The organism is Streptomyces sp. RB17 (assembly GCF_009604455.1).
Classification (GTDB): Bacteria; Actinomycetota; Actinomycetes; order Streptomycetales; family Streptomycetaceae; genus Streptomyces.
In genome coordinates this window covers 1113600-1138738 of record NZ_WEGL01000001.1, presented here as the reverse complement: position 1 = coordinate 1138738, position 25139 = coordinate 1113600, and the positions used below count along the sequence as shown (strand labels likewise).

Sequence of the window (25139 nt, the reverse complement as noted above, 5' to 3'; positions counted from 1 at the left end):
TTCTTGGCGACGTTACCCGAGCCTGGGGCGGACTCCGAGTACCGCAGTGCCGACGCGCACATGTGTCGCACCGGCGGCCACGGCCTGTTCGAGGTCCGCACTCATCCCTGCCGACACCATGGTTGCAGCCGGATGGGCTCGGCGCAGGTCGGTCGACAAATCCATGAGGCGTTCAAACGCGGCCCGTTCGCGTCCCGCGTACTCCCCGGTGAGCGGGGCGACGGTCATCAGCCCGTCGAGCCGCAGTCCCGTTGCCTCGCCGACGAGGTCGGCCAACTCTTCGATTCCGCCCGGGGCCACGCCTCCGCGCTCGCCTCTGCCGCCCTCGCCCGCGTCCAGCGCCACCTGGATGAGACAGCCCACCTCGCGCCCGGCCCGTACGGCCTCCTTCGAGAGAGCTGTGACGAGCTTGGAACGATCCACGGACTGCACGACATCCGCGTAACCGACCACGGAACGGACTTTGTTGGTCTGCAACTGACCGACAAAGTGCCATTTGAGGGGCAGGTCCGCGCAAGCCGCGGCCTTCGGCGCCGCGTCCTGGTCGCGGTTCTCGGCGACATGCCGCACACCGAGTTCCGACAGGATCCGCACATCGCTCGCCGGGTAGGTCTTGGTGACCACGATCAGGGTCACCTCCTCCCGCTTGCGCCCGGCCGCCACACACGCGGCGGTGATGCGCTCCTCCACTTTCGCCAGATTCGCGGCGAGTTGGGTCCTACGGTCCGTCATGCCCCATCAGTCCAGCCATACATAGCCCGCGAGCCGCCCGGTGGTGCGGTCACGGCGGTACGAGAAGTGGTCACCCGACTCCAGCGTGCACTCCGGCGACTGCGCCCGGTCGCGCACCCCGAGCCGGTCGAGCTGCGCGTGCACCCCGGCGCTCACGTCGACCGCCGGCGTGCCCCAGCTGGTTTCGGCGTGCGCCGCCGGCTCGACGGCCGCCACCTCGGCGCGCATCGCCTGCGGCACCTCGTAGCACCGCCCGCACACGGCCGGTCCGGTGCGGGCGACGATCCGGCCCGGTTCGGCGCCGAGTTCGACCATGGCCCGCACGGCGGCGGGGACGATCCCCTTCACCATGCCGGGCCGGCCCGCGTGCGCCGCCGCGGCGACACCGGCGACGGGATCGGCCAGCAGCACCGGCACGCAGTCGGCGGTGAGGACGGCGAGGGCGAGTCCGCGGCGGGCGGTGACGATCGCGTCGACCTCCGGCACCGGACTCCCCCACTCCCGGCTTCGCTCGAGCGGGGGGACCCCCACTCCCCAGGGCTCGTCCACCACGGCCACGTCGGCGCCGTGCACCTGGTTCATCCAGACGACCCGGACCGGGTCGATACCGAGCGACTTGGCCGCGATGTCCCGGTTGGTCCGCACGGCCCCGGGGTCGTCGCCGACCGCGCCGCCGAGGTTGAGCTCCTCATACGGAGCGGCGCTCACCCCGCCCCACCGGTCGGTGAAGGCGAAGTGCGCGCCGCTCACGCTCTCGCGCCGTCCTATCACTTGAGGAAGTCCGGGACGTCCAGTTCCTCGGCCGCGCTGTCCGCGTAGGAGGGCCGCGGCGCCGGGGGGACCTGCGGAGCCGGGATGTCGGCCACCGGTTCGGGCGCCGGCTCCGGCTCCTCCTTGGGCTTGACGCTGCCCAGCGAGCCGAAGGACGGACGGCTGGGCTCGCTCGACCGGGCCGGAGCGGGCTCGTCGCGGCGGGAGCCCGCCGAAGTCGAGGCCGAGCCGAGGACGTTGTCCCGGCGGGCCGGCGGCTGGCCCCCATCGAAGCCGGCCGCGATCACGGTGACCCGGACCTCGTCGCCGAGGGCGTCGTCGATGACCGCGCCGAAGATGATGTTGGCCTCGGGGTGGGCGGCCTCGCTGACCAGCTGGGCCGCCTCGTTGATCTCGAACAGACCGAGGTCGGAGCCGCCGGAGATGGAGAGCAGCACACCGCGGGCGCCGTCGATGGACGCCTCCAGCAGCGGCGAGGAGATCGCCATCTCGGCCGCGGCCACCGCGCGGTCGTCGCCGCGGGCAGAGCCGATACCCATGAGGGCCGAACCGGCCTCGGACATGACCGACTTCACGTCGGCGAAGTCGAGGTTGATCAGGCCGGGCGTGGTGATGAGGTCGGTGATGCCCTGGACACCGGAGAGCAGGACCTGGTCGGCGGACTTGAAGGCGTCCAGGACCGAGACCTGGCGGTCCGAGATGGACAGCAGCCGGTCGTTGGGGATGACGATGAGGGTGTCGACCTCTTCGCGCAGTTCGGCGATGCCGTCCTCGGCCTGGTTCGCCCGGCGCCGTCCCTCGAAGGTGAACGGGCGCGTGACCACGCCGATGGTGAGGGCGCCGAGCGAGCGCGCGATGTTGGCCACGACGGGCGCGCCGCCGGTGCCGGTGCCGCCGCCTTCACCGGCCGTCACGAAGACCATGTCGGCCCCCTTGAGGACCTCCTCGATCTCCTCGCGGTGGTCCTCGGCGGCCTTGCGGCCGACGGCCGGGTTGGCTCCGGCGCCGAGTCCGCGGGTGAGTTCGCGGCCGACGTCCAGCTTGACGTCGGCGTCGCTCATCAACAGCGCCTGTGCGTCGGTGTTGATGGCGATGAACTCGACACCCTTGAGACCGACCTCGATCATCCGGTTGATGGCATTGACACCACCGCCGCCGACACCGATGACCTTGATGACTGCGAGGTAGTTCTGCGGTGCTGCCACGTCGAAGGCCTCTCGCCTCGAATTACGTTGTCGCCACCGGGGCGGTGCCCCGCGCCGGGACGACGGATGCCGAATGGGACGGTCCATAGCGCCGACCCGAACCCTAACCCTGAAGTTTAGGGTTACCAGTGTGTCTGTTCCCTGGAGTCTTCTGAACAGGACACTAAGTCGACAAGTGGCGCCCGTTCAACGAACACGCCGAACCTCCCGTTTTTCTTTTCACCCTATGTGATCAGCCGTAGCAGTGCCCAACCAGGGTGCTGGCCTGCGCTGATGCGCGTCAACTCCCCGATGACGCAGGGGCGGTGGGAACGCTGACGTCGAAGTGCCGCACGCGGGGAGCTGCTTTCATGAGAGCCGTGAGGGCCCGCGCCTTGGCGGGGCCGTTCTCGCCGCTGCCCCACGCGACCGTGCGGCCGTCGGCCAACTCCAGCGAGATGTCGTCGTAGGAACGGACTTGGACGGTCCGGGTGTCCCCCGCCACGGCGGCCGGCAGCTCACCGGCGACCCGGACCGCCTCGCGCACCAGCCGGTCGGCTCCGAAACGACGGAAGCTGGCGACGCCGGAACCGGTCCGAGAAACGGACAATTCCAACGCGGGAACGCCTTTCGGCGCTTGCGAAACCGTAGCGAATCGGACACCTTCGTCGTCGACTTCGACGAAGTTCCCGCCTTTTCGGACCAGCAGAACCGGAGTGCGCTCGGTCACTTTCAGACCGATTCCCTGGGGCCAGGAGCGGACCACATCAACGGTGTCAATTCTGGGCAATTTCCGGCGAAGTCGGGCCTCGATGCCCTCGGTGTCGACGGAAATCATCGGCGCCCCGACCGGTACGGCCGCCGCGTCCCGTACCTCGGCGGGGGTCAGCACGAGCGTGCCGGACACCGAGACGTGCCGGACGCGCAGCCAGTTCGAGCCGTACAACACCCAGGTGCCACCGCCCCCGAGGAGCACGACGAGTGCGGCCAGAATGACGATCACACGAAGGCCTGGTCTCCTGAGCCCGCGGACGAGCGGCGGGCCGGACGACTCCTGCTGGCGTTCACCGCGCTCGGCGGTGGAGGGTCCGGCCACGCGCGCTCCCTTTCTTGGCTCGGTTCACCTCCAGGGCGCCCAAGCCCGTGTCGAGAGCCCGATCGTGCTCAGCGCCGCGCGCCTCCGCGCGTTCGGTCTCTCGACACCGGCGCGCCCCTTCGGCTCACTCGCCGATGCTAGTGGTGGCGCGAGGCGATCGCCTCGTACACCATGCCGACGAGCAGCTCGTCGGCGTCCCGGCGGCCGAACTCGCTTGCCGCGCGGGACATCTCGTACAGCCGGTGCGGGTCGGCGAGCACGGGCAGGACGTTCTGCTGCACCCACTCGGGCGTGAGTTCCGCGTCGTCGACGAGGAGTCCACCGCCGGCCTTCACCACCGGCTGGGCGTTGAGCCGCTGTTCGCCGTTGCCGATGGGCAGCGGGACATAGGCGGCCGGGAGTCCGACGGCGGAGAGTTCGGCGACGGTCATCGCACCCGCGCGGCAGAGCATCATGTCGGCCGCGGCGTACGCGAGATCCATCCGGTCCAGGTAACTTACCGGGATGTAGGGCGGCATACCCGGCATCTGGTGCACTTGCGGCAGTTCGTTCTTCGGGCCGACCGCGTGCAGGATCTGGATGCCGGCCTGCTGGAGCCACGGGGCGACCTGCTGGACCACCTCGTTGAGGCGCCGGGCACCCTGGGAGCCGCCGGAGACGAGCAGCGTGGGCAGGTTCGGGTCGAGGCCGAAGCGGTGCCGGGCCTCCGGACGCGCGGCCGCGCGGTCCAGGGTGGCGATGGAACGGCGCAACGGGATGCCGATGTAGCGGGCGTCGCGCAGCTTGCTGTCCGGCGTGGAGACGGCGACCCGGGCCGCGTAGCGCGAGCCGATCTTGTTGGCCAGGCCCGGGCGGGCGTTGGCCTCGTGGATCACGATGGGCACACCGAGCCGCTTGGCCGCCAGGTAGCCGGGCAGCGCGACATAACCGCCGAAACCGACGACGCAGTCCGCCTTCGTGCGCTCCAGGATCTGCTCGGCGGCCTTGATGGTGCCGCGCAGCCGGCCCGGGACGGTGATCAGCTCGGGAGTCGGCTTACGGGGCAGCGGCACCGCCGGGATCAGCGCCAGCTCGTAGCCGCGCTCCGGGACGAGCCGGGTCTCCAGGCCGCGCTCCGTGCCCAGGGCCGTGATCCCCACGGTCGGGTCCTGCCTGCGCAGGGCGTCCGCGAGGGCGAGCGCGGGCTCGATGTGGCCGGCGGTCCCCCCACCGGCGAGTACGACATGCACCGAAATTCACCGCTCTCCGGACGAACGCGCCGCCGAGGCACGCCGTCGCATCGTGTTCCATCTCCGGGGACTCCGACCGGACCCGGAGCCCCCGGCACCCCGTTTTCTACCAAAGCGAGGTTGCCGCATGGCAAGCGCCGCCCGCGCAGCGGGCTCGTCGCGCGCGAAGGCGATCAGCAGCCCGATGGCGAACATGGTCGGCAGCAGGGCGGACCCTCCGTAGGAGAACAGCGGGAGAGGGACGCCGGCGATCGGCAGCAGACCGAGCACCGCACCGATGTTGATCACCGCCTGGGCGGTGATCCAGGTGGTCACGCCTCCCGCGGCGTACCTCACGAAGGGGTCCTCCGTGCGTCCGGCCACGCGGATACCCGCATAGCCTAGAGCCGCGAACAGGGCGAGCACCGACAGTGTCCCCGCCAGGCCCAGTTCCTCACCGGTGACGGCGAAGATGAAGTCGGTGTGGGCTTCCGGGAGTTGCCCCCATTTTTCCACACTCGCACCGAGACCGGAACCGAACAGCCCGCCGGAGGCCAGGGCGTAGATGCCGTGCGCGCCCTGCCAGCACATGTCGTTCGGGCCGGGGTCGGTTGCGGCGATGCAGCTGAGTCGGTTCAGCCGGTGCGGACTGGACCAGATGGCGAGCGCGGCGAGCACCCCGGCGATGCTCAGCACCCCGGAGAACAGCCGGGTCGGCGCTCCCGCGAGCCACAGCAGCCCGAACAGGATCGCGGTCAGGATGATCGTCGTACCCATGTCGCCGCCGAGCATGATCAGCCCGAGCAGCAGGAAGGCGACCGGCACCAGCGGCACCAGCATGTGCTTCCACTGGGTCAGCAGCCTCTTCTCCTGCTTGCGGGCGATCAGGTCCGCGCCCCACAGCACCAGGGCCAGCTTGCCGAACTCGCTGGGCTGGATCTGGAAGGAGCCGCCCAGGGAGATCCAGTTCTGGTTGCCGTTGACCGCCATCCCTATCCCGGGGATCTGCACCAGGACCATCAGGAACACGGCGCCGGCGAGGATCGGGTACGCCAGCGCCCGGTGCAGCTTCACCGGCATGCGGGAGGCCGCGAACAGCAGGGCACCGCCGATGAGCGCGGCGAGGAACTGCTTGCGGAAGAAGTACGACCCGGGCAGCGACAGCTGCAGCGCGGTGATCTGGGAGGCCGAGTAGACCATCACCAGACCCAGCACCATGATCAGCAGGGTGCCGCCGACGATCAGGTAGTAGGCGGTCAGCGGCCGGTCCCAGGCCTTCCGCGCGCGGATGTAGAACCGTTGCACGGAGCTCTCGCGCGGCGGACGGGGTGCCGCGGGCCTTCTGGCGGCGCCCTGAACCGGTGGACGGCCTGTACGGCTACCGGACATCACCAGCTCCTCGCACCCGCCGACCAAACCCGAGCCACATCCGCCTCACGCGTCCCTCCAAGGGTCCCGAAGCACCCCAGGTGACCGAGACCCGTCGTCAGGCGCCCGCGCCGAGTTCGCGGACCGCCGCCGCGAACGCGTCACCGCGCTGGTTGTAGTTGGTGAACATGTCCATGGAGGCGCAGGCCGGGGCCAGCAGTACCGTGTCACCGGGCTGAGCGAGCCGCCTGGCCTCCGTCACCGCCTGGAGCATCGCCCCAGTGTCGGTCCGGTCGAGCTCGACCACGGGTACTTCCGGCGCGTGTCGCGCGAGGGCGTCGCGGATGAGGGCACGATCGGCGCCGATCAGGACGGCACCGCGCAGCCGCTGTGCGGACTTGGCGACGAGTTCGTCGAAGGTCGCACCCTTCCCCAGACCGCCCGCAATCCATACGATCGGTTCATATGCCGCCAACGAGGCTTCCGCGGCATGGGTGTTGGTCGCCTTGGAGTCGTCGATGTACGCGACCCCGTCGAGGTCGGCGACGTGCGCGATGCGGTGCGCGTCCGGGCGGAAGGCCCGGAGGCCGTCGCGTACGGCCTTGGCGGGCACCCCGAAGGCGCGCGCGAGGGCCGCCGCGGCAAGGGCGTTGGCGATGTTGTGCGGGGCCGGCGGGTTGATGTCGGAGACCTCGGCCAGCTCCTGGGCGCTCTTCTGCCGGTTCTCCACGAAGGCGCGGTCGACCAGGATGCCCTCCACGACACCGAGTTGGGAGGGCCCGGGGGTGCCGAGGGTGAAACCGATGGCCCGGCAGCCCTCCTCGACGTCGGCCTCGCGCACCAGGTCCTCGGTGAGCTTGTCGGCCGCGTTGTAGACGCAGGCGACCCGATTGCCTTCGTAGATACGGCCCTTGTCGGCGGCGTACGCCTCCATGGAGCCGTGCCAGTCGAGGTGGTCCGGGGCGACGTTGAGGACGACGGCCGAGTGGGCGCGCAGCGAGGGCGCCCAGTGCAGCTGGTAGCTGGACAGCTCCACGGCGAGTACATCGAGATCGCGGTACGGCTCGTCCCCGAGCACCACGTCCAGCAGGGAGACGCCGATGTTGCCGACGGCGGCCGTGCGCAGGCCCGCGGCCCTGAGGATCGACGCGAGCATCTGCACGGTCGTGGTCTTGCCGTTGGTGCCCGTGACTGCCAGCCAGGGCGCCGCATCGGGCCCCCGCAGGCGCCAGGCCAGCTCGACGTCGCCCCATACCGGCACGCCCGCTTCGGCCGCCGCGGTGAACAGGGGCTTGTCCGGCTTCCAGCCTGGCGCGGTGACGATCAGCTCGGTGCCCTCCGGCAGGGTCGCCCCGTCGCCGAGGCGCACGGTGATGCCGAGCGCCCGGAGTTCGGCGGCCTGTTCACGCGCGCGTGCGTCGTCGCCGTCGTTGACGACCGTGACGATCGCCCCGCGCGCGTGCAGCGCCTTGGCCGCCGGTACGCCCGAGACGCCGAGCCCGGCGACGGTGACGTGCTTGCCCTGGAACCCAGAAGACCCAGAAGGCACCGAGGAGGTCACTTTTCCGCTGCCCATCCTGCGTAGAAGAGGCCCAGTCCGACAATCACACAGATGCCCTGGATGATCCAGAACCGGACCACCACCAGGACCTCGGACCAGCCTTTGAGTTCGAAGTGATGCTGGAGCGGCGCCATCCGGAAGACACGCTTCCCGGTGAGCCGGAAGGAGCCGACCTGGATGACGACCGACATGGTGATGAGGACGAACAGACCGCCCATGATGGCCACCAGCAGCTCCGTGCGGGAGAGGATGGCCAGGCCGGTGAGGACACCGCCGAGGGCGAGCGAGCCGGTGTCACCCATGAAGATCTTCGCGGGCGAGGTGTTCCACCACAGGAAGCCCAGGCAGGCACCCATCAGCGCGGAGGCGACCACCGCGAGGTCGAGCGGGTCGCGCACCTCGTAGCAGGCGGCCGGGTTGGTCAGCGTCTGCGCGTTGGCGCAGGACTCCTGGAACTGCCAGACACCGATGAACGTGTAGGCGCCGAAGACGAGCACGGAGGCGCCGGTGGCGAGGCCGTCCAGACCGTCGGTGAGGTTCACGCCGTTCGACATCGCGAGGATCATGAACAGCGCCCAGATCACGAACAGCACCGGGCCGATCGACCAGCCGAAGTCCGTGATGAACGACAGCTTGGTGGAGGCCGGGGTGTTGCCGCGCGAGTCGGAGAACATCAGCGACAGTACGGCGAAGGCGATGCCGACGATCAGCTGGCCGGCCATCTTCGCCTTGGCCCGCAGACCCAGCGAACGCCGCTTGACGATCTTGATGTAGTCGTCCAGGAAGCCGACCAGGCCCATGCCGACCATCAGCCCGAGCACCAGCAGCCCGGAGAACGTCGGCGGCTTGCCGGTGATCACCTTGCTGAGGAAGTAGGCGGCGACCGTCGCCAGGATGAAGGCGATACCGCCCATGGTCGGCGTACCGCGCTTGCTGGCGTGCTCGCGCGGGCCGTCGTCACGGATGTACTGGCCGTAGCCCTTGCGGGCGAGCAGCTTGATCAGCAGCGGAGTGCCGACCAGCGTCAGGAAGAGGCCAATGACTCCCGAGAACAGGATCTGGTTCATCATCGGGCGGCAACCTCACCCTCGGCGCCGGTCTCGATCAGCGCCTGGGCGACGCTTTCGAGCCCCACCGAACGGGACGCCTTCACGAGTACGACGTCCCCCGGGCGCAACTCGCTGCGCAACAGGTCGACCGCCGCCTGTGCGTCGGACACGTGCACCGACTCCTCACCCCACGAACCCTCGTTATATGCGCCCAGTTGCAGCCAGGAGGCCTCAGTCCCCCCGACCGCGACGAGCTTGCTGACGTTGAGCCGGACGGCGAGCCGTCCGACGGCGTCGTGCTCGGCGAGCGCCTCGTCCCCCAGCTCGGCCATCTTGCCGAGCACCGCCCACGTGCGGCGCCCCTGGCCCATGGCCGCGAGCGCCCTGAGGGCGGCCCGCATGGACTCGGGGTTGGCGTTGTAGGCGTCGTTGACGATGGTCACGCCGTCCGGGCGCTCGGTGACCTCCATCCGCCAGCGGGAGAGGGAGCCCGCCTCGGAGAGCGCGGTGGCGATCTCTTCCGCGGACATGCCCAGCTCATGGGCGACGGCGGCCGCGGCGAGCGCGTTCGACACGTGGTGCTCACCGTACAGGCGCATGGTCACATCGCTTGCACCGGAGGGTGTGTGAAGTCTGAAGGCGGGCTGTCCGCTGTCCGTGAGTCGCACGTTCTCGGCGCGTACGTCCGCTTCGGCCGACTCTCCGAAAAGGACCACCTTCGCCTTGGTACGGGAGGCCATGGCACGGACCAGCGGGTCGTCGGCGTTGAGGATCGCGGCGCCGTCCTCGGGAAGGCCTTCGACGAGCTCGCCCTTGGCCTGCGCGATCTGCTCCCGGCCGCCGAACTCGCCGATGTGAGCGGTGCCGACGTTGAGGACCAGGCCGATCCTGGGGGGCGTGAGGCCGGTGAGGTAGCGGATGTGCCCGATGCCGCGGGCGCCCATCTCCAGCACGAGGAACTGTGTCTCCTCGGTGGCGGACAGGGCGGTCAGCGGCAGCCCGATCTCGTTGTTGAGCGAGCCGGGCGTGAACACGGTCGGCGCCTTGCGCCGGAGCACCTGCGCGATCAGGTCCTTGGTGCTGGTCTTGCCCGCCGAGCCGGTCAGGGCGACGAGGGTCGCGCCGAGCCGGCGTACGACGTGCCGGGCGAGGGCACCGAGCGCGGTCTGGACGTCGTCGACGACGATCGCGGGCACGCCGACCGGGCGCGACGCCAGTACGGCGACCGCGCCCGCCTCGATCACCTGCGGTGCGTAGTCGTGGCCGTCCACGCGTTCGCCGACGAAGGCGGCGAACAGACTGCCGGGCACCACCTCGCGGGAGTCCCGGACGACCGGTCCCGTGACCTGCACGGACGGATCCGGTATGTCGTGCGTCTGCCCGCCGACGACTGCTGCGATCTCGGCGAGGGAGAGGGCGATCACAAGTTCATCCCCTGGGTCTTCTGGATTTTCATCCCTGGGTTTTCTGGATGGCTTCGCGGAGCACCTGGCGGTCGTCGAAGGGACGGACGACGCCGGCGATGTCCTGGCCCTGCTCATGGCCCTTGCCTGCGACCAGCACGGTGTCGCCGGCCTGGGCACGGCCCACGGCGGCCGCGATCGCGGCGGCCCGGTCCTCGAACAGGAGCACCTCGCCACGCTCGTGCGCGGGCACGGAGGCGGCGCCCTGCAGCATGGTCGCGAGGATCGCGAGGGGATCCTCGGAGCGGGGGTTGTCGGAGGTCAGTACGGCCGTGTCGGCGAGCCGTGCCGCGGCGGCGCCCATCGGGGCACGCTTGGTCTGGTCGCGGTCGCCGCCGCAGCCGAGAACCACGTGCAGACGGCCCTTGGTGACCTTGCGCAGCGCCTTGAGCACGGACTCGACGGCGTCGGTCTTGTGCGCGTAGTCGACGACCGCGAGGTAGGGCTGCCCGGCGTCCACGCGCTCCAGCCGTCCGGGGACGCCCGGGACGGCGGCGACGCCGTCGGCGGCGGTCTGCGGGTCGAGACCGGCGGCGGCGAGGGCGACGATCGCGGCGAGGGTGTTCGCCACGTTGAAGGGACCGGGGATCGGAGACCTGGCGTGGATCCGCTCGCCGTTCGGGCCGAGGACGGTGAACGTCGAGTCCATGGGGCCGACGTGGACGTCCTCCGCGCGCCAGTCGGCGTCGGGGTGGCCCTCGGCGGAGAACGTGACGACGGGGACCGTGGCCTCCTCCGCCAGCCGGCGGCCGTAGGCGTCGTCGGCGTTGATCACGCCCAGTCTGCTGCGTTTCGGGGTGAACAGCTGCGCCTTGGCCCGGAAGTAGTCCTCCATGTCGGAGTGGAACTCCATGTGTTCCGGGCTGAGGTTGGTGAACACGGCGACGTCGAAGACACAGGCGTCGACCCGGCCGAGGACCAGGGCGTGGCTGGAGACCTCCATGGCGACCGCCTCGACGCCCCCCTCGCGCATGACGGCGAACAGGGCCTGGAGGTCGGTGGCCTCGGGAGTGGTGCGCTCCGACTTGATGCTCTCGTCGCCGATGCGGATCTCCACCGTGCCGATGAGACCGGCGGGGCGGGAGGCGTCCAGGCCGCCCTCGACGAGATAGGCGGTGGTGGTCTTGCCGGAGGTGCCGGTGATGCCGATCTGGAGCAGGTCTCGGCCCGGGTGGCGGTAGATCGTCGCCGCCAGCTCCCCCATCCGTGCGCGCGGGTTCTCGACGACCAGGACGGGCAGTCCGGTCGCGGTGGCGCGCTCGGCGCCCGTGGGGTCGGTGAGCACGGCGACGGCGCCCAGGCTCGCGGCCTGGGTGACGAAGTCGGCGCCGTGCAGCCGTGCGCCCGGGAGGGCGGCGTACAGGTCGCCGGGGCGGACGGCGCGCGAGTCATGGGTGATGCCCTTGATCTCGGCGGCGCCCTCCGGCGCGGTGACACCCAGCTGGTCGGCGAGCTCCGCGAGAGGTGTGGCGGGGAGCAGCGACGGCCTGGGCAGTCCCGGATATGTCACGGGTTGGCCCTTCTGGGTGGTTTGGGACTGATCAGCGTGTGGCACGGCGGTGAGCGTACCGGGCGTACCCGCTCCGGAGCGAAGTGAGGGCTTGCCGGCCCCTTGGTTCCCGGCGTCGGGGGTGATCGTCGTCACGAGCTCGTTCCTGGTGTTTCGGGTGCTGATCAGGGGCTGTCTCAGGGCTTGTAGTCGACCGGCAGGTTCGCGGCCGGCACGCCGGTCGGCGGGACCTGGAGGGTCTTCAGGGCGAACTCCATCACCTGCTTGTAGATGGGACCGCAGATCTGCCCGCCGAAGTAGCTGCCGGAGGTGGCGTTCTGGATGGCGCAGTAGACGGTGATGCGGGGGTTGTCGGCGGGCGCGAAACCGGCGAAGGACGAGGTGTAGCCGCGGTACCTGCCGGTGGCCGGATCAACGCGGTTGGCCGTGCCGGTCTTGCCGGCGACGTTGTAGCCGGGGATGCGGGCCTTGATGCCGGTGCCCTGCTCGTCGTCCACGACGGACTCCAGCATCCGGGCAACCGTCTTCGCCGTCTTCTCGCTGACCACGCGGGTCTCCTTGGCCTTGGGCGCGGGGGTGAAGCGGCCGTCGGCGCCCTTGGTTCCGCGCACCAGGGTCGGCTCGATCCGGACCCCGCCGTTGGCGATGGTCGAGTAGACGGAGGCGGCCTGGACGGCGTTGATGGAGAAGCCCTGGCCGAAAGGAATCGTGTACTGCTGCGAGGTGGACCACTTCTGGTACGGCGCGAGGATGCCCGGGGTCTCGCCCGGGAAGCCGAGTCCGGTGTAGCTGCCGATGCCGAACTTGCGCAGATAGGAGTAGAGGACCTTGTCGGCCTCGGACTGCGTCTTGCCGAGCTGACCGGTGGCCAGGATGGTGCCGATGTTGCTGGACTTGGCGAGGACGCCGTTCAGCGTGAGGTACCAGGTGGCGTGGTCGACGTCGTCGGAGAAGAGCCGGTCGCCCCGGTGCAGCCGGTTCGGTACGACGACATGGGTGAGCGGGGTGGCCGCGTTCTCCTCCAGCACGGCCGCCATGGACATCACCTTGGCGGTGGAGCCGGGCTCGTAGGCGTCCTGGACGGCCGCGTTGCCCAGGGCGGCGGAGTCCGCCTTGGACAGGTTGTTCGGGTCGAAGCCGGGCGAGTTGGCCATGGCCAGGATCTGCCCGGTCCGGGTGTCCTGGACGACGACGTAACCGCGGTCGGCCCTGGACTTCTTCACCTGCTCGGTGATGGCGTTCTGCGCGGCCCACTGGATGTCGCGGTCGATGGTCAGCTCGACGTCGGAACCGGGCACGGCGGGCGTCTCGGTGGACCCGGCCGTGGGCACCTCCCGCCCACCGGACTGGGCGTACCGGATCTTGCCGTCCTTCCCCGCGAGCTGCTTGTTCAGCTCCTGCTCGATGCCGCCGCCGCCCTGGCCGTCGGCGTTGACCCAGCCCAGTATCCCGGCGGCGAGGTCACCGTTGGGGTACACCCGCTGGCTGCTCGGGTCGGCGAAGACGCCGGCGAGCACGTTGACGGTGTTCTTGTCCGTCTCCGACTTCTTGGCGAGCGCGCTCTTCAGGTCCTTGATCTGCTTCCAGACCTGTGGGGTCTGGCGGGTGGCGAGCCGGGCGTACCGGGAGCTCTGGTTCTTCGGCCGCAGCTTGTTCACGATGTCCCGCTGGCTCTGCCCGAGGATCGGCGAAAGCAGCGCGGCGGCCTGCTCCGGGCCGTCGTCGATCTTCAGCTGCTTCCTGCTGAACATCGTCGGATCGGCCGTGATGTCGTACGCGTCCTCGCTGATGGCGAGGGCCACACCGCTGCGGTCGGTGATCCCGCCGCGCTCGGCGGCCAGCGTGTGCACGACATACCGGTTCTGCTCGGCGCGCGCGGCGTACGCGCTGGCGTCGACGGCCTGCACCTGGAGCAGCCGTAGGACGAAGGCGATCAGGACCAGGGTGAGCGTGAGGCTGACCAAGCGCAGCCGGGGCCGTGGTCTGCCGAGCCGGAGCGGGCGCTGATACGGCGGCCGAGCAGCGCTCGGCCGCCGCGCCGGGCGCGCACCGGGCCCGGGCTGCCGCCGCACGGCACTCCGCGGCCGCGGCGGCCCGGCCGGCCCGGGCACACGACGGCGCGGCGGTTCCCTGTCGGACACTTCCGTCACCTGCCGGGGGTCGGGGTGGGGATGGGCTGGGGGGTGGAGGGGGGCGGGGGAATGGCACCCGCGAAGGCCGAGGCGGTGGGGACGGACTCGGGCCGGCCCTGTGCCGATGCGGTGGCGGAGGGCGTGGCCGAGGCCCGGGTGGTGTTCGTGGACGAGGCCGGGGTGGTGGGCATGGCCGAGGTCGGGCCGGTGGGCGTGGCCGGGGTCGCGGAGGGGGCCCCGGCCGGGGGCAGGGCCTCGGGGGCGACCGGGTCGCTGAGGACGGCGGACTCGGGGGCGGCGCTCGGGACGCCCTTGATCTTGCCGTCGGAGCCGAGGAAGGCCGGGTCGCCGCCGGGGACCATGCCCAGTTCGCGGGCGCGGCGCTGGAGGGCGTCGGGAGACGAGTAGGCGTCGATGTCCCGCTGGAGGGCCTGTTCCTCGTCGGTGAGGTTCTTCGTCCGCTTCTGCAGGTCGGCGAGTTTGAACGAGCCTTCGCTGAGCGCCGAGTTGAGCACCAGCAGTCCGATCAGGCCGCCGCCGAGGAGCAGGACGACGAGCAGCACGAACGGGGTGCGGGCGGCCCGGGCCCGGCCCGCCGGAAAAAGCCGGACGAGCCGCGCGGCCCGCCCCCTCAGCTGTGGTCTCCTACTCACGGCTCCCCCGCTTGCTCCTGCGCTCCTCGCCACCGCACCGGGCCGGCCGCACATCGGGGGCGTGGCACTCCGGGCGGGTACAGGGATCCGCAGGGTGCACCCGGTACGTCACGCAGTCCGCGTGGGGCTCCGGGCAGGATCGGGGATCCTCGCGTCGCTCCCGAGTCCCGCAGTCCGCGTGGCGCTCCCGGTACGTCCCGCAGTCCGCGTGAGGCTCCCGACGAGTCTCGCAGTCCACGTGGCGCTCCGGGCGGAGCCGAGGATCCTCGCGGCGCTCCCGGTGACCCCCGAAGTCCGCGCGGCACTCCCGGTGAGTTCCGGAACCCTCGCGGCGCTGCCGGTACGTCCCGCAGTCCGCGTGGCGCTCCCGGTGAGTTCCGCAGTCCGCGTGGCGCTCCGGGCGGAGCCGGGGATCCTCGCGGCGCTCCCGGTGACCCCCGAAGTCCGCGCGGCACTCCCGGTGAGTTCCGGAACCCTCGCGGCGCCCCTGGTGAGTTTCGAGGTCCGCGTGGCGCTCCCAGTGAGTTCCGCAGTCCGCGTGGCGCTCCGGGCGGAGCCGAGGATCCTCGCGGCGCTCCCGGTGACCCCCGAAGTCCGCGCGGCACTCCCGGTGAGTTCCGGAACCCTCGCGGCGCCCCCGGTGAGCCCCGAAGTCCGCGCGGCACTCCCAGTGAGTTCCGCAGTCCGCGTGGCGCTCCGGGCGGAGCCGAGGATCCTCGCGGCGCTCCCGGTGACCCCCGAAGTCCGCGCGGCACTCCCGGTGAGTTCCGGAACCCTCGCGGCGCCCCTGGTGAGTTTCGAGGTCCGCGTGGTGCGGCCGGTGGGTCCGGGAGGCCTCCTCAGCGGTCGCCCGGTGATTCCGGGGCCGGTCACCGGTCCCCCGGTGCGTCCGGGAATCCCCATGATCCCCCGGGAGAGCCCGGCAACTCCCACGGTCCCCCGGGAGAGCCCGGCAACCCCCACGCGCCACCCGGTACGTCCGGGAATCCCCGCATCCCCCCTGGCAGGTCCGGGAATGCCCCCGGCCCCCCTGGTGAGGCCGGGAATCGCCCCGCGCCCCCCGATGAGTTCGGGAATCCAACCGACCCGTCTCGGTCACTCGGCGTCCTCCCTGATGCGCTCGGCGCCGCGCAGCCTGGCCGGTGCGGCCCGGCGGTTCTCGGCGACCTCTTCCTCGGTGGGAAGTTCGGCACCCCGGGTGAGCAGCTTGAGCCGCGGCTGGTAGCGCTCCGGCACGACCGGGAGGCCGGGGGGCGCCGTGGACGCCGCGCCGGCCGCGAAGACCTGCTTGACCAGGCGGTCCTCCAGCGAGTGGTACGACAGGACCGCGATCCGCCCGCCGACGTCCAGGGCCTTCACCGCCGCCGGGATCGCCCGCTCCAGGACGGACAGTTCGCCGTTGACCTCGATGCGCAGCGCCTGGAAGGTGCGCTTGGCGGGATTGCCGCCGGTGCGCTTGACGGCCTGCGGCAGGGCGTCCCGGATCAGCTCGACCAGCCGCGCGCTGTTGCTGAACGGCTCCTTCTCGCGCTCGCGCACGATCGCGGCCACGATCCGCTTGGCCTGCTTCTCCTCGCCGTACGCGCGCAGGATCCGCACGAGTTCGCCCGCCGGGTAGGTGTTGAGGACCTCGGCGGCGCTCATGCCGGTCGTCTGGTCCATCCGCATGTCCAGGGGCGCGTCCTGCGCGTAGGCGAAGCCGCGGTCGGCCTCGTCCAGCTGCATGGAGGAGACCCCGAGGTCGAACAGAACGCCCTGCACGCGCGCGATGCGGAGCTTCTGCAGTACCTCGGGCAGCTCGTCGTAGACGGCGTGCACGAGGGTGGCACGCTCACCGTAGGGCGCCAGCCGCTCGCCCGACAGGCGCAGCGCCTCCTTGTCCCGGTCGAGTCCGATCAGCCGTGCCGCGGGGAACCGGGTCAGCAGCGCCTCGCTGTGTCCGCCGAGGCCGAGGGTGCAGTCGACGACCACCGCTCCCGGGCGCTCCAGGGCGGGCGCCAGCAGGTCCAGGCACCGCTGGAGCATGACCGGGACGTGTCGACTCTGTCCCTCCCGTCGCCCGCCACCGCCCTTCAGCGGAAGCGCTTCGCGCCCATTCATTCAGGGGGCCTCTCATCGTCCGGCGGGCCGCACGCACCGCCGGGTCCCCGCCAGCTCGTGCGGTGAAGGCCTGCCGGCGCCGGAAGCGTCAGCCGGACCGGGAGCGGGAGGAGGCCGAGCCGTACGTACGCGCCGCGCACGTGGGGAGACGGCCCGGGGGTGAGCCGGCGTCTCCGGGGGTTTCACCAGCAGGGAGAGCCACGTCTCCCGCTTCGCGTCACTTTAGTCCACCCTGTCTCGCGGTCAATCAACCGGCCTGCGCGTCGCCCACCGCATCGCATCGAGTGCCGCGATTCGGCCGGATTCACCCGTCCGGGGCAGGTTTACCCTCCCTGTGGGGTAGCTCACAACAAGCCACGATGACGTTTTTTGTCCCGCTCTCACAGCAGGACGGCACCAGGGGTGACCAGTAACGTCATGAGTATGACGACTTCCGCAGCAGTGCCCACTGGACCCGAAGGCGCCATAACCGACGGCGGCACCGTGACGGATCGCCTGGTCGAGGCCAACCAGGCGTACGCCGCCGAGTTCACCGACCCCGGCATGGACGCCCGCCCCGTTCTCAAGGTCGCGGTCGTGGCCTGTATGGACGCCCGCCTCGACCTGCACGCCGCGCTCGGCCTGCAACTCGGTGACTGTCACACCATCCGCAACGCGGGCGGTGTCGTCACCGACGACGTGATCCGCTCCCTGACCATCAGCCAGCGGGCACTCGGCACCCGCAGCGTCGTGCTCATCCACCACACCGGGTGCGGCATGGAGAGCATCACCGAGGACTTCCGGCACGACCTGGAGATGGAGGTCGGCCAGCGGCCGGCCTGGGCGGTGGAGTCCTTCCGGGACGTCGACCAGGACGTGCGCCAGTCCATGCAGCGCGTGCGCACCTCGCCGTTCCTGCTGCACACCGACGACGTGCGCGGTTTCGTGTTCGACGTGCGCGCCGGCCTGCTGCGCGAGGTCGACCCGGCCTGACCGGGCACACCGGCCCACCGCGCCGGAAGCATCCCGCCGTCGCCGTATCACCGTCTCACCGTATCGAAAAGACGGTCGAAAAAGACGTAACACCGACATCCTGCGGGCAGTTGTCCACAGGCGAGTGACACGAATCGGTAACGGCGGCAAGAATGCGGGGTGTGGCGTCACGCGGAACTATTCCCGCGTGGTGTCCGTGTTTCGGGGTGGGCCGGTTTCGCATGCAGCGTCGGCCCGGAAAGAACGGGCCGAGGAGGGCCGGGTGACGACCTATGACGATCGAGCGAGCCTCACAGATCTGACCGCCACGGTGGAGCGGGTACGCGGTTCGGTGGAGGGCGTGATCGAGGGCAAGCCCGAGGTCGTACGGCTCGCGCTGACCGTGCTGCTCGCCGAGGGCCACCTGCTGATCGAGGACGTCCCCGGAGTGGGCAAGACGATGCTGGCCAAGGCGCTGGCGCGGTCCATCGACTGCTCGGTGCGGCGCATCCAGTTCACGCCCGACCTGCTGCCCTCGGACATCACCGGTGTGTCCATCTGGGACCAGCAGCGCCGGGACTTCGAGTTCAAGCCGGGCGCCATCTTCGCGCAGATCGTGATCGGCGACGAGATCAACCGCGCCTCGCCCAAGACCCAGTCGGCGCTGCTGGAGTCCATGGAGGAGCGGCAGGTCACCATCGACGGGCAGACGTACGAACTGCCCAGCCCCTTCATGGTGGTGGCCACGCAGAACCCGGTCGAGATGGAGGGCACCTACCCGCTGCCCGAGGCCCAGCGCGACCGTTTCATGGCCCGCGTCTCCGTCGGCTACCCGAGCGTGGAGGCCGAGTTGCAGATGCTGGACATCCACGGCGGGGTGAGCCCGCTGGAGGACCTGCAGCCGGTGGCGCACGCGCACGAGATCGTGAAGCTGATCGAGGCGGTGCGCACCGTGCACGTCTCCGAGCCGGTCCGGCGGTACGCGGTGGAACTGGTCGCCGCCACCCGCACCCACCCCGACCTCAGACTCGGCGCCTCCCCGCGCGCGACGCTGCATCTGCTGCGCGCGGCCAAGGCGTCCGCGGCCCTCGCCGGCCGGGAGTTCGCGCTGCCGGACGACGTCCAGACGCTCGCCGTCGCCGTCCTCGCGCACCGCCTGCTGCCCACCGCACAGGCCCAGCTGAACCGACGTACGGCCGAGCAGGTCGTGCAGGAGATCCTCCAGCACACCCCGGTGCCCGCGGCACCGGGCCCGCACAGCGGCTTCGGCGGCTTCGGGCAGGGCGTTCCGGCATATCCCCAGCAGCCGCCGCGGAGTCTGTGATGAGCGCCGGGGGGACGGGGCAGGCCGAGGCCGACCGCGGAGAGTCCGGTGGCGTCCGCACGGCCCTCGCGGGGCTGACGACCCGTGGCCGTTCCTTCCTGGCGGCCGGGGTCGCGGCCGCGATCTGCGCGTACGTCCTGGGCCAGAGCGATCTGCTGCGGGTCGGCCTGCTGCTGGCCGCGCTGCCGCTGACCTGCGCGACCGTGGTGTACCGCACGCGTTACCGGGTGGCCGGCACCCGCCGGCTCTCCCCCGCGCGCGTGCCGGCGGGCAGCGAGGCCCGGGTGCATCTGCGGATGGACAACGTCTCCCGGCTGCCCACCGGCCTGCTGATGCTCCAGGACCGGGTGCCCTACGTCCTCGGGCCGCGCCCGAGATTCGTGCTGGACCGGGTGGAGCCGGGCGGCCGCCGCGAGGTGTCCTACCGGGTCCGCTCCGATCTGCGCGGCCGCTATCCGCTGGGCCCGCTGCAGCTGCGGCTCACGGACCCCTTCGGAATGTGCGAACTCACCCGTTCCTTCTCGACGTTCGACACCCTCACGGTCGTCCCGCGCGTGGAACCGCTCGCCCCGGTCCGCTTCAGCGGCGAGGCCAGGGGGTACGGCGACGGGCGGCAGCGCTCGCTGGCCCTGGCCGGCGAGGACGACGCGATCCCGCGCGGCTACCGCTACGGCGACGACCTGCGCCGGGTGCACTGGCGGTCCACCGCGCGTTACGGCGAGCTGATGGTGCGCCGCGAGGAGCAGCCCCGGCGCTCCCGGTGCACGGTCCTGCTGGACACCCGGGGCGGCGCCTTCGAGGGCGCGGGCCCCGACTCGGCCTTCGAGTGGGCCGTCTCCGGTGCCGCCTCGGTGCTGGTGCACATGCTCGAACGCGGCTTCTCGGTACGGCTGCTGACCGACAGCGGCAGTGTGGTGCCGGGCGAGGGCGCCGACGGGTTCGCGGGCACCGGCCAGGAGACCGCGGAGGCGGCCGGGCTGATGATGGACACCCTCGCGGTGATCGACCACTCCGACGGCACGGGCCTGTCCCGGGCGTACGACGTGCTGCGCGGCGGCAACCAGGGACTGCTGATCGCCTTCCTCGGCGACCTGGACGAGGAGCAGGCCGCGACGGTCGCCAAGATGAGCCGGCGCAGCGGCGGCGCCGTCGCCTTCGTGCTGGACCCGGACACCTGGGTGCGGGAGGCGACCGATGTGCCGCGGGCGGGCGAACGGCACGCCGAGCGGCTGCGGGCGCTGCGCGAGGCGGGCTGGACGGCGCTGAGCGTGCCGCGCGGCGCCGCGCTGAACGCGCTGTGGCAGCAGGCGGACCGGGAGCGCTCGGGCCTGGCCGCGGTGGGCGGGGAGGCGACGCGATGAGCGGACGGGCACGACTGGCGCTGTGCGCGGCAGCGGCCACGCTGATGGCCTCCTGCGCGCTGCTGCCCTTGGTGGCCGAGCCGACCTGGCTGCTGCAGCTGGTCCCGCTGGTGGCCGTGCAGACCGGGGTGGGCGCGGCGGCCCGCCGGGTGCCGCTGGGCCGGCCGCTGACCGTGGCGGCGCAGGCGCTGGTCACCCTGGTGCTGCTGACCCTGGTCTTCGCCCGGGAGTACGCGGTCGTCGGGCTGATCCCGGGCCCGGACGCCTTCCGGCACCTCGCCGACCTGCTGCAGCAGGGCTCGACCGACGTCAGCGAGTACGCGATACCGGCGCCGCTGACCGACGGCATCAAGCTGATGCTGATCGGCGGCGTGCTGGTGATCGGTCTGCTGGTGGACATGCTCGCGGTGACCTTCCGCAGCGCGGCGCCGGCCGGGCTGCCGCTGCTCGCGCTGTACTCGGTCGCCGCGGGGCTGTCCGACGGCGGGGCCGACTGGCTGTGGTTCCTGGTGGCGGCGGCCGGCTATCTGATGCTGCTGCTCGCGGAGGGCCGGGACCGGCTGGCCCAGTGGGGCCGGGTCTTCGGCGGCGCTCCCCGGACGCCGGGCGCCCCGGAGGGCGGCGCGGTGGCCCCGGTGCGCACCGGACGCCGGATCGGCGCGGTCGCGCTCGGCGCGGCCCTGGTGGTGCCGCTCGCCCTGCCCGCGATGCAGGGAGGCCTGCTGGACGCCGCCGGCACGGGCGTGGGAGCGGGCAACGGCAACGGCGGCACGATCTCCGCCGTCAACCCGCTGGTGTCCCTGCGCGACAGCCTGAACACGAACGACGACCGCCAGGTGCTGTCCGTGAAGACCAGCACGAACGACATCTCGGACCTGTATCTGCGGATAGTGTCCCTGGACGACTTCGACGGCACCACATGGAAGCCGGCCCAGCGGCACATCGTCGGCGTGCCGGCTCAGTTCCCCACACCGATCGGCCTCGGCGGCGACATCAAGCGCGGCACGGTGACGACCACCATCTCGGCGTCGGACTGGTACGCCCAGGACTGGCTGCCGATGCCGTACCCGCCGAGCGGTGTGAAGATCGGCGGCCGCTGGCGCTACGAGCCGGTCGGCATGACCCTGGTCGGCGACCACGGCCAGACCACGCGTGGCGAGACCTACCAGGTGACCAGCCTGGACGTGCAGCCGACCGCCGAGCAGCTGTCCACCGCGCCGGAGCCGCCGGCGGCCCTGGAGCGCGAGTACACGAAGGTGCCGTCCTCGCTGCCGAAGGTGGTGGCCAGAACCGCCAAGGAGATCACGTCGGGCGCGCGGAGCCACTACGAGGAGGCCGTCAAGCTCCAGGACTACTTCGCCGTCACGGGCGGCTTCCAGTACGACACCCAGGTCGAGGTCGGCCGCGGCCCCGGCGCCATCGCGAACTTCCTGAAGAAGAAGGAGGGCTTCTGCGTCCACTTCTCCTTCGCCATGGCGGCGATGGCCCGCACGCTCGGCATCCCGGCCCGGGTCGCGGTGGGCTTCGCGCCCGGCACCCCGCAGCCCGACGGCACGGTCGCGGTGAACCAGAAGGACGCGCATGCCTGGCCCGAGCTGTACTTCGAGGGCGTCGGCTGGACCCGTTTCGAGCCGACCCCGACGCGCGGCACCACACCGTCGTACACCCAGTCGGACACGCCCGGCACCTCGCTGCCGGACCAGACCCTGCCCTCGCACCAGTCGTCCTCGGCGCCCTCGGCGGCGGCCTCGCCGAGCCAGAGCTGTCCGGCCGCTCTGGTCAGGCTGCAGGACTGCGGCGGCGCATCCGCCGCGGCGGCCCCGCACAGCGGTGGCGGTGGCACGGGCCCGTGGTGGTACCTGCTGATCGGCCTGGCCGCCCTGGTGGTCCTGGCGATTCCGCTGTCCCCGTTGCTGTGGAGGTTGCGGGTGCGCTCGGTGCGGCTCGGCGGGCACGCCCGTACCGAGCAGGGCGCGGCCGCCCACGCCCTCGCGGCCTGGCAGGAGTTGACGGACACCGCCTGGGACCACGGCATCGCGCCGGACGAGTCGCTGACGCCGCGCCGGGCGGCCGCCCGGATCGTCGAGCTGGGCCGGCTGGATCCGGCGACCGGTGCCGCGGTGCACCGGGTCGCGGACGCGGTGGAGCAGGTGCTGTACGCGCCCCGGCCACGCCCGGCGGCGGGTACGGCGGAGGCCGTGCGCAGGGTGATCGACGGGCTGCGCGGCACGGCGAGCACCGGCGCCCGGCTGCGGGCGCTGTTCCTGCCCCGCTCCTCGGTGCGGGTGCTGTGGGCGGTGTCGGCGCGCTGGTCGGCGCTCAGGACCAGGGTGACGGCGGCCCGGCCCGGCCCGCGCCGGCCGTCGCAGCAGCAGGGCTGAGGGCATGTGTGAGGGGCGACCACCGCTGGTGGTCGCCCCTCACACGTTGTCTGTCGGCGTCCGGGAGAGCCCGGGGAAACCGTTGGCCGGCTAACGGCCGTGTTCGTCCCGGCGGCGCTGCCAGCGCTCCTCGATCCGCTCCATCATGGAGCGCTTCGGCCGCGCCTGGCGACGGACGGCGCCCGCGGGCTGCTCGCCCGGCTTCGGGGCCTTGCGCCAGCCGGTGACGGCGAGTACGGCACAACCCAGCATGACGAGGAAACCCACCACGCTGACCCAGATCAGCTGCATGACCATTCCGGTCATGAGGAGCGCGATACCAATGAGGAAGCCCGCAACCGCCTGGTAGACCCGCCGCCGGGTGTACGTCCGCAGCCCGTTTCCCTCAAGCGCTGACGCGAACTTGGGATCTTCGGCGTACAGCGCTCGCTCCATTTGCTCGAGCATGCGCTGCTCGTGCTCCGAGAGCGGCACGGAGTCCTCCTCATCGTGCAGTCGCCGGGGCGACCCGGGGGGTCCCTTCAGGATAGGCAGGGAATCGCCCCCGTGAAACCCGCCCCTCTACGCCAATTGGCCAACCGGAATCCGTCATGGCCGTCCCGACTCGCTGAGGCTTCCATTCCCCGGCGGCCGACCCGTCATGCCGGGTGGTGTACCTCGATCATACGGCGCAAACCCCTCGATCGGGGGTCTTGTGGCGTACTCCATCCGCCGCCGAGGCCCTGATCAGCGGCGGGTCACGGCAGTCGGCTCAGGCCTCGGCGGCACCCGGCGTCTCACCGAGCACATGCAGCTGGGTGGCGACGGAATGGAACGCGGGCAACTCGGCCGCGGCGGCCTCCAGCCTGAGGAGCGCGTCCAGGGCGCCGGGCTCGGTGTCCACGAGGACGCCGGGGACCAGGTCGGCGAAGACCCGCACGCCGTGCACCGCGCCGACCCTGAGGCCCGCGCCCTCGACCAGCGCGGTGAGCTGCTCGGCGGTGAACCGGCGCGGCATCGGGTCGCCGGCGCCCCAGCGGCCCTCGGGGTCCTGCAGTGCCTGCCGGGCCTCGGTGAAGTGGCCGGCGAGGGCGCGGGCGAGCACGGCGCCGCCGAGGCCGGCGGCGAGCAGGCTGAGGACGCCCTCGGAGCGCAGCGCGGCGACCGCGTTGCGGATGCCCTCGGCCGGGTCGTCCACGTACTCGAGGACGCCATGGCACAGCACGGCGTCGTAGCCACCGCGCTCGACCACGTCGAACAGGCCGTGCGCATCGCCCTGGACGCCCCGGACCCGCTCGGCGACGCCGGCCTCGGCGGCCCGGCGCTCCAGCGCGAACAGCGCGTTCGGGCTGGGGTCGACGACGGTGACGCGATGACCGAGCCGGGCGACCGGTACGGCGAAGTTGCCGCTGCCGCCTCCGGTGTCGAGGACGTCCAGCGACTCCCGTCCCGTGGCCTTGACCCGGCGGTCGAGAGCGTCCTGGAGGACCTCCCAGACCACGGCGGTACGCAGGGAGGCGCGGGGGCGGCTCGGGTCCGACACGGCAGTTGACTCCTCGGCAGGGCGGCATCGCTTCAGGCGAGTCCACCCTATTGCCTCCGCCGCCCTGCCGGTCACCGCGGGCGGATCCGGCCGGGCGCGTCTCGTACGCCGGACTTCCGGTGGTCAGCCCGCGTCCGGAAGGTCACCGCGCGCTCTCGGGCCGTCCGGTTCCCCGGGGTCCTGGCGGGGCTGGGGCAGCACCGGCTGGAGGACGAGCATCCGCTCGACGATGCGCAGGAACATCGCCACGTCCCGTATCAGGTCGTCGGCGTCGCGACGGCTCGCCGCGCCCTGTATGCCGGCCTCGGCACGGGCCCGGCGGGCGGCGCCGGAGGCGAACAGCGCGCTCCACTCGGTCAGTTCGGGGGCGATCTCGGGCAGCACCTCCCAGGCGCTGCGGATCCGGGCGCGGCGGCGCGGTGAGGTCTCGGGGCGGCCGCGGGCGGCGAGCACGGCGGCGGCGGTGCGCAGGGCGGCGAGGTGGGCCGTCGCATAGCGCTCGTTGGGCGTTTCCAGGACGGTGGCCTCGTCGAGTGCGGCGCGGGCCTGGGCGAGCAGGTCGAGGACGGCGGGCGGGGCCGTGGCCCGGCGGAGCACGGGGTGCACATCGCTCGCCGGGCCGGTCAGTGAGGGGGCAGGGCCGGTGGCGCGGCGCCGGCGAGCGGCGGCTGCGGACGGATTGGCCATGACGAACCTCCTGTCGTCTGGGTGACGGCACGGGTGCCGTATGTGTCCATCGTGGGGTATGGCACTGACAATCCGTTCTGACCTGG

General features: G+C 71.7%; 20 protein-coding genes. 4 read left to right on the top strand and 16 right to left on the bottom strand.

Annotation, left to right across the window (positions count from 1 at the left end; genetic code table 11):
- Positions 1-12: 12 nt before the first annotated feature.
- The 13 genes from SRB17_RS05240 to rsmH all read right to left on the bottom strand — a co-directional run bounded on the left by SRB17_RS05240 (position 13) and on the right by rsmH (position 16827).
- Positions 13-732, bottom strand: coding sequence for a YggS family pyridoxal phosphate-dependent enzyme (locus SRB17_RS05240; RefSeq protein WP_153534929.1), 720 nt, complete (start codon positions 730-732; stop codon positions 13-15).
- 6 nt (positions 733-738) lie between these two features.
- Positions 739-1503, bottom strand: coding sequence for a peptidoglycan editing factor PgeF (gene pgeF, locus SRB17_RS05235; protein WP_323375011.1), 765 nt, complete (start codon positions 1501-1503; stop codon positions 739-741).
- Positions 1500-2708, bottom strand: a complete 1209-nt coding sequence (gene ftsZ / locus SRB17_RS05230; protein ID WP_323375010.1) for a cell division protein FtsZ — start codon at positions 2706-2708, stop codon at positions 1500-1502. The genes pgeF and ftsZ overlap by 4 nt, the downstream gene beginning before the upstream one ends.
- Positions 2709-2988: 280 nt before the next feature.
- Entirely contained in the window at positions 2989-3783 is a 795-nt protein-coding gene (locus tag SRB17_RS05225) for a cell division protein FtsQ/DivIB (protein ID WP_323375009.1), read from the bottom strand.
- A 137-nt stretch (positions 3784-3920) separates the two neighbouring features.
- Positions 3921-5012, bottom strand: a complete 1092-nt coding sequence (murG, locus tag SRB17_RS05220; RefSeq protein ID WP_323375008.1) for an undecaprenyldiphospho-muramoylpentapeptide beta-N-acetylglucosaminyltransferase — start codon at positions 5010-5012, stop codon at positions 3921-3923.
- A 6-nt stretch (positions 5013-5018) separates the two neighbouring features.
- Complete coding sequence (ftsW, locus tag SRB17_RS05215) at positions 5019-6380, bottom strand: putative lipid II flippase FtsW (protein WP_153534926.1); 1362 nt, start codon at positions 6378-6380, stop codon at positions 5019-5021.
- Between the two features lie 97 nt (positions 6381-6477).
- Positions 6478-7935, bottom strand: coding sequence for a UDP-N-acetylmuramoyl-L-alanine--D-glutamate ligase (gene murD / locus SRB17_RS05210; protein ID WP_153534924.1), 1458 nt, complete (start codon positions 7933-7935; stop codon positions 6478-6480).
- Positions 7917-8990, bottom strand: coding sequence for a phospho-N-acetylmuramoyl-pentapeptide-transferase (mraY, locus tag SRB17_RS05205; protein ID WP_153534922.1), 1074 nt, complete (start codon positions 8988-8990; stop codon positions 7917-7919). The genes murD and mraY overlap by 19 nt, the downstream gene beginning before the upstream one ends.
- Complete coding sequence (locus tag SRB17_RS05200; protein ID WP_323375007.1) at positions 8987-10393, bottom strand: UDP-N-acetylmuramoyl-tripeptide--D-alanyl-D-alanine ligase; 1407 nt, start codon at positions 10391-10393, stop codon at positions 8987-8989. Before SRB17_RS05200 ends, mraY begins: the two co-directional genes overlap by 4 nt.
- Positions 10394-10421: 28 nt before the next feature.
- Positions 10422-12077 carry a UDP-N-acetylmuramoyl-L-alanyl-D-glutamate--2,6-diaminopimelate ligase gene (locus tag SRB17_RS05195; RefSeq protein ID WP_323375006.1) on the bottom strand — a complete coding sequence of 552 codons (1656 nt, stop codon included), beginning with the start codon at positions 12075-12077 and terminating at the stop codon, positions 10422-10424.
- 41 nt (positions 12078-12118) lie between these two features.
- On the bottom strand, positions 12119-14083 hold the full coding sequence (locus tag SRB17_RS05190; protein ID WP_323375005.1) for a penicillin-binding protein 2: 1965 nt from the start codon (positions 14081-14083) through the stop codon (positions 12119-12121).
- Positions 14084-14088: 5 nt separating this feature from the next.
- Entirely contained in the window at positions 14089-14727 is a 639-nt protein-coding gene (locus SRB17_RS05185) for an FtsB family cell division protein (protein ID WP_323375004.1), read from the bottom strand.
- Positions 14728-15822: 1095 nt separating this feature from the next.
- Positions 15823-16827 carry a 16S rRNA (cytosine(1402)-N(4))-methyltransferase RsmH gene (rsmH, locus tag SRB17_RS05180; protein WP_153534915.1) on the bottom strand — a complete coding sequence of 335 codons (1005 nt, stop codon included), beginning with the start codon at positions 16825-16827 and terminating at the stop codon, positions 15823-15825.
- 423 nt (positions 16828-17250) lie between these two features.
- Here rsmH and SRB17_RS05175 point away from each other — a divergent pair, with 423 nt between their 5' ends.
- The 4 genes from SRB17_RS05175 to SRB17_RS05160 all read left to right on the top strand — a co-directional run bounded on the left by SRB17_RS05175 (position 17251) and on the right by SRB17_RS05160 (position 22844).
- Positions 17251-17799 carry a beta-class carbonic anhydrase gene (locus SRB17_RS05175; RefSeq protein WP_153534913.1) on the top strand — a complete coding sequence of 183 codons (549 nt, stop codon included), beginning with the start codon at positions 17251-17253 and terminating at the stop codon, positions 17797-17799.
- 262 nt (positions 17800-18061) lie between these two features.
- Entirely contained in the window at positions 18062-19102 is a 1041-nt protein-coding gene (locus SRB17_RS05170; protein ID WP_323375003.1) for a MoxR family ATPase, read from the top strand.
- Complete coding sequence (locus SRB17_RS05165; RefSeq protein ID WP_153534911.1) at positions 19102-20463, top strand: DUF58 domain-containing protein; 1362 nt, start codon at positions 19102-19104, stop codon at positions 20461-20463. Before SRB17_RS05170 ends, SRB17_RS05165 begins: the two co-directional genes overlap by 1 nt.
- Positions 20460-22844 carry a transglutaminase TgpA family protein gene (locus tag SRB17_RS05160; RefSeq protein WP_153534908.1) on the top strand — a complete coding sequence of 795 codons (2385 nt, stop codon included), beginning with the start codon at positions 20460-20462 and terminating at the stop codon, positions 22842-22844. Before SRB17_RS05165 ends, SRB17_RS05160 begins: the two co-directional genes overlap by 4 nt.
- Positions 22845-22934: 90 nt before the next feature.
- Here the strand turns inward: SRB17_RS05160 and SRB17_RS05155 are convergent, their stop codons facing one another.
- The 3 genes from SRB17_RS05155 to SRB17_RS05145 form a co-directional block, all read right to left on the bottom strand.
- Entirely contained in the window at positions 22935-23318 is a 384-nt protein-coding gene (locus tag SRB17_RS05155) for a DUF3040 domain-containing protein (protein WP_323375002.1), read from the bottom strand.
- Positions 23319-23595: 277 nt separating this feature from the next.
- Positions 23596-24366, bottom strand: coding sequence for a methyltransferase (locus SRB17_RS05150; protein ID WP_323375001.1), 771 nt, complete (start codon positions 24364-24366; stop codon positions 23596-23598).
- A 123-nt stretch (positions 24367-24489) separates the two neighbouring features.
- Positions 24490-25053, bottom strand: a complete 564-nt coding sequence (locus SRB17_RS05145) for an SAV_6107 family HEPN domain-containing protein (protein ID WP_153534907.1) — start codon at positions 25051-25053, stop codon at positions 24490-24492.
- Positions 25054-25139 lie beyond the last annotated feature (86 nt).

Excerpts from the sequence above, each read along its gene's own strand:
- SRB17_RS05240 (WP_153534929.1), bottom strand. The coding sequence starts at position 732 with ATGACGGACCGTAGGACCCAACTCGCCGCGAATCTGGCGAAAGTGGAG.
- SRB17_RS05165 (WP_153534911.1), top strand. The coding sequence starts at position 19,102 with ATGAGCGCCGGGGGGACGGGGCAGGCCGAGGCCGACCGCGGAGAGTCC.
- ftsW (WP_153534926.1), bottom strand. The coding sequence starts at position 6,380 with ATGTCCGGTAGCCGTACAGGCCGTCCACCGGTTCAGGGCGCCGCCAGA.
- mraY (WP_153534922.1), bottom strand. The coding sequence starts at position 8,990 with ATGATGAACCAGATCCTGTTCTCGGGAGTCATTGGCCTCTTCCTGACG.
- SRB17_RS05160 (WP_153534908.1), top strand. The coding sequence starts at position 20,460 with ATGAGCGGACGGGCACGACTGGCGCTGTGCGCGGCAGCGGCCACGCTG.
- rsmH (WP_153534915.1), bottom strand. The coding sequence starts at position 16,827 with ATGAATGGGCGCGAAGCGCTTCCGCTGAAGGGCGGTGGCGGGCGACGG.
- SRB17_RS05175 (WP_153534913.1), top strand. The coding sequence starts at position 17,251 with ATGACGACTTCCGCAGCAGTGCCCACTGGACCCGAAGGCGCCATAACC.
- SRB17_RS05145 (WP_153534907.1), bottom strand. The coding sequence starts at position 25,053 with ATGGCCAATCCGTCCGCAGCCGCCGCTCGCCGGCGCCGCGCCACCGGC.
- murD (WP_153534924.1), bottom strand. The coding sequence starts at position 7,935 with ATGGGCAGCGGAAAAGTGACCTCCTCGGTGCCTTCTGGGTCTTCTGGG.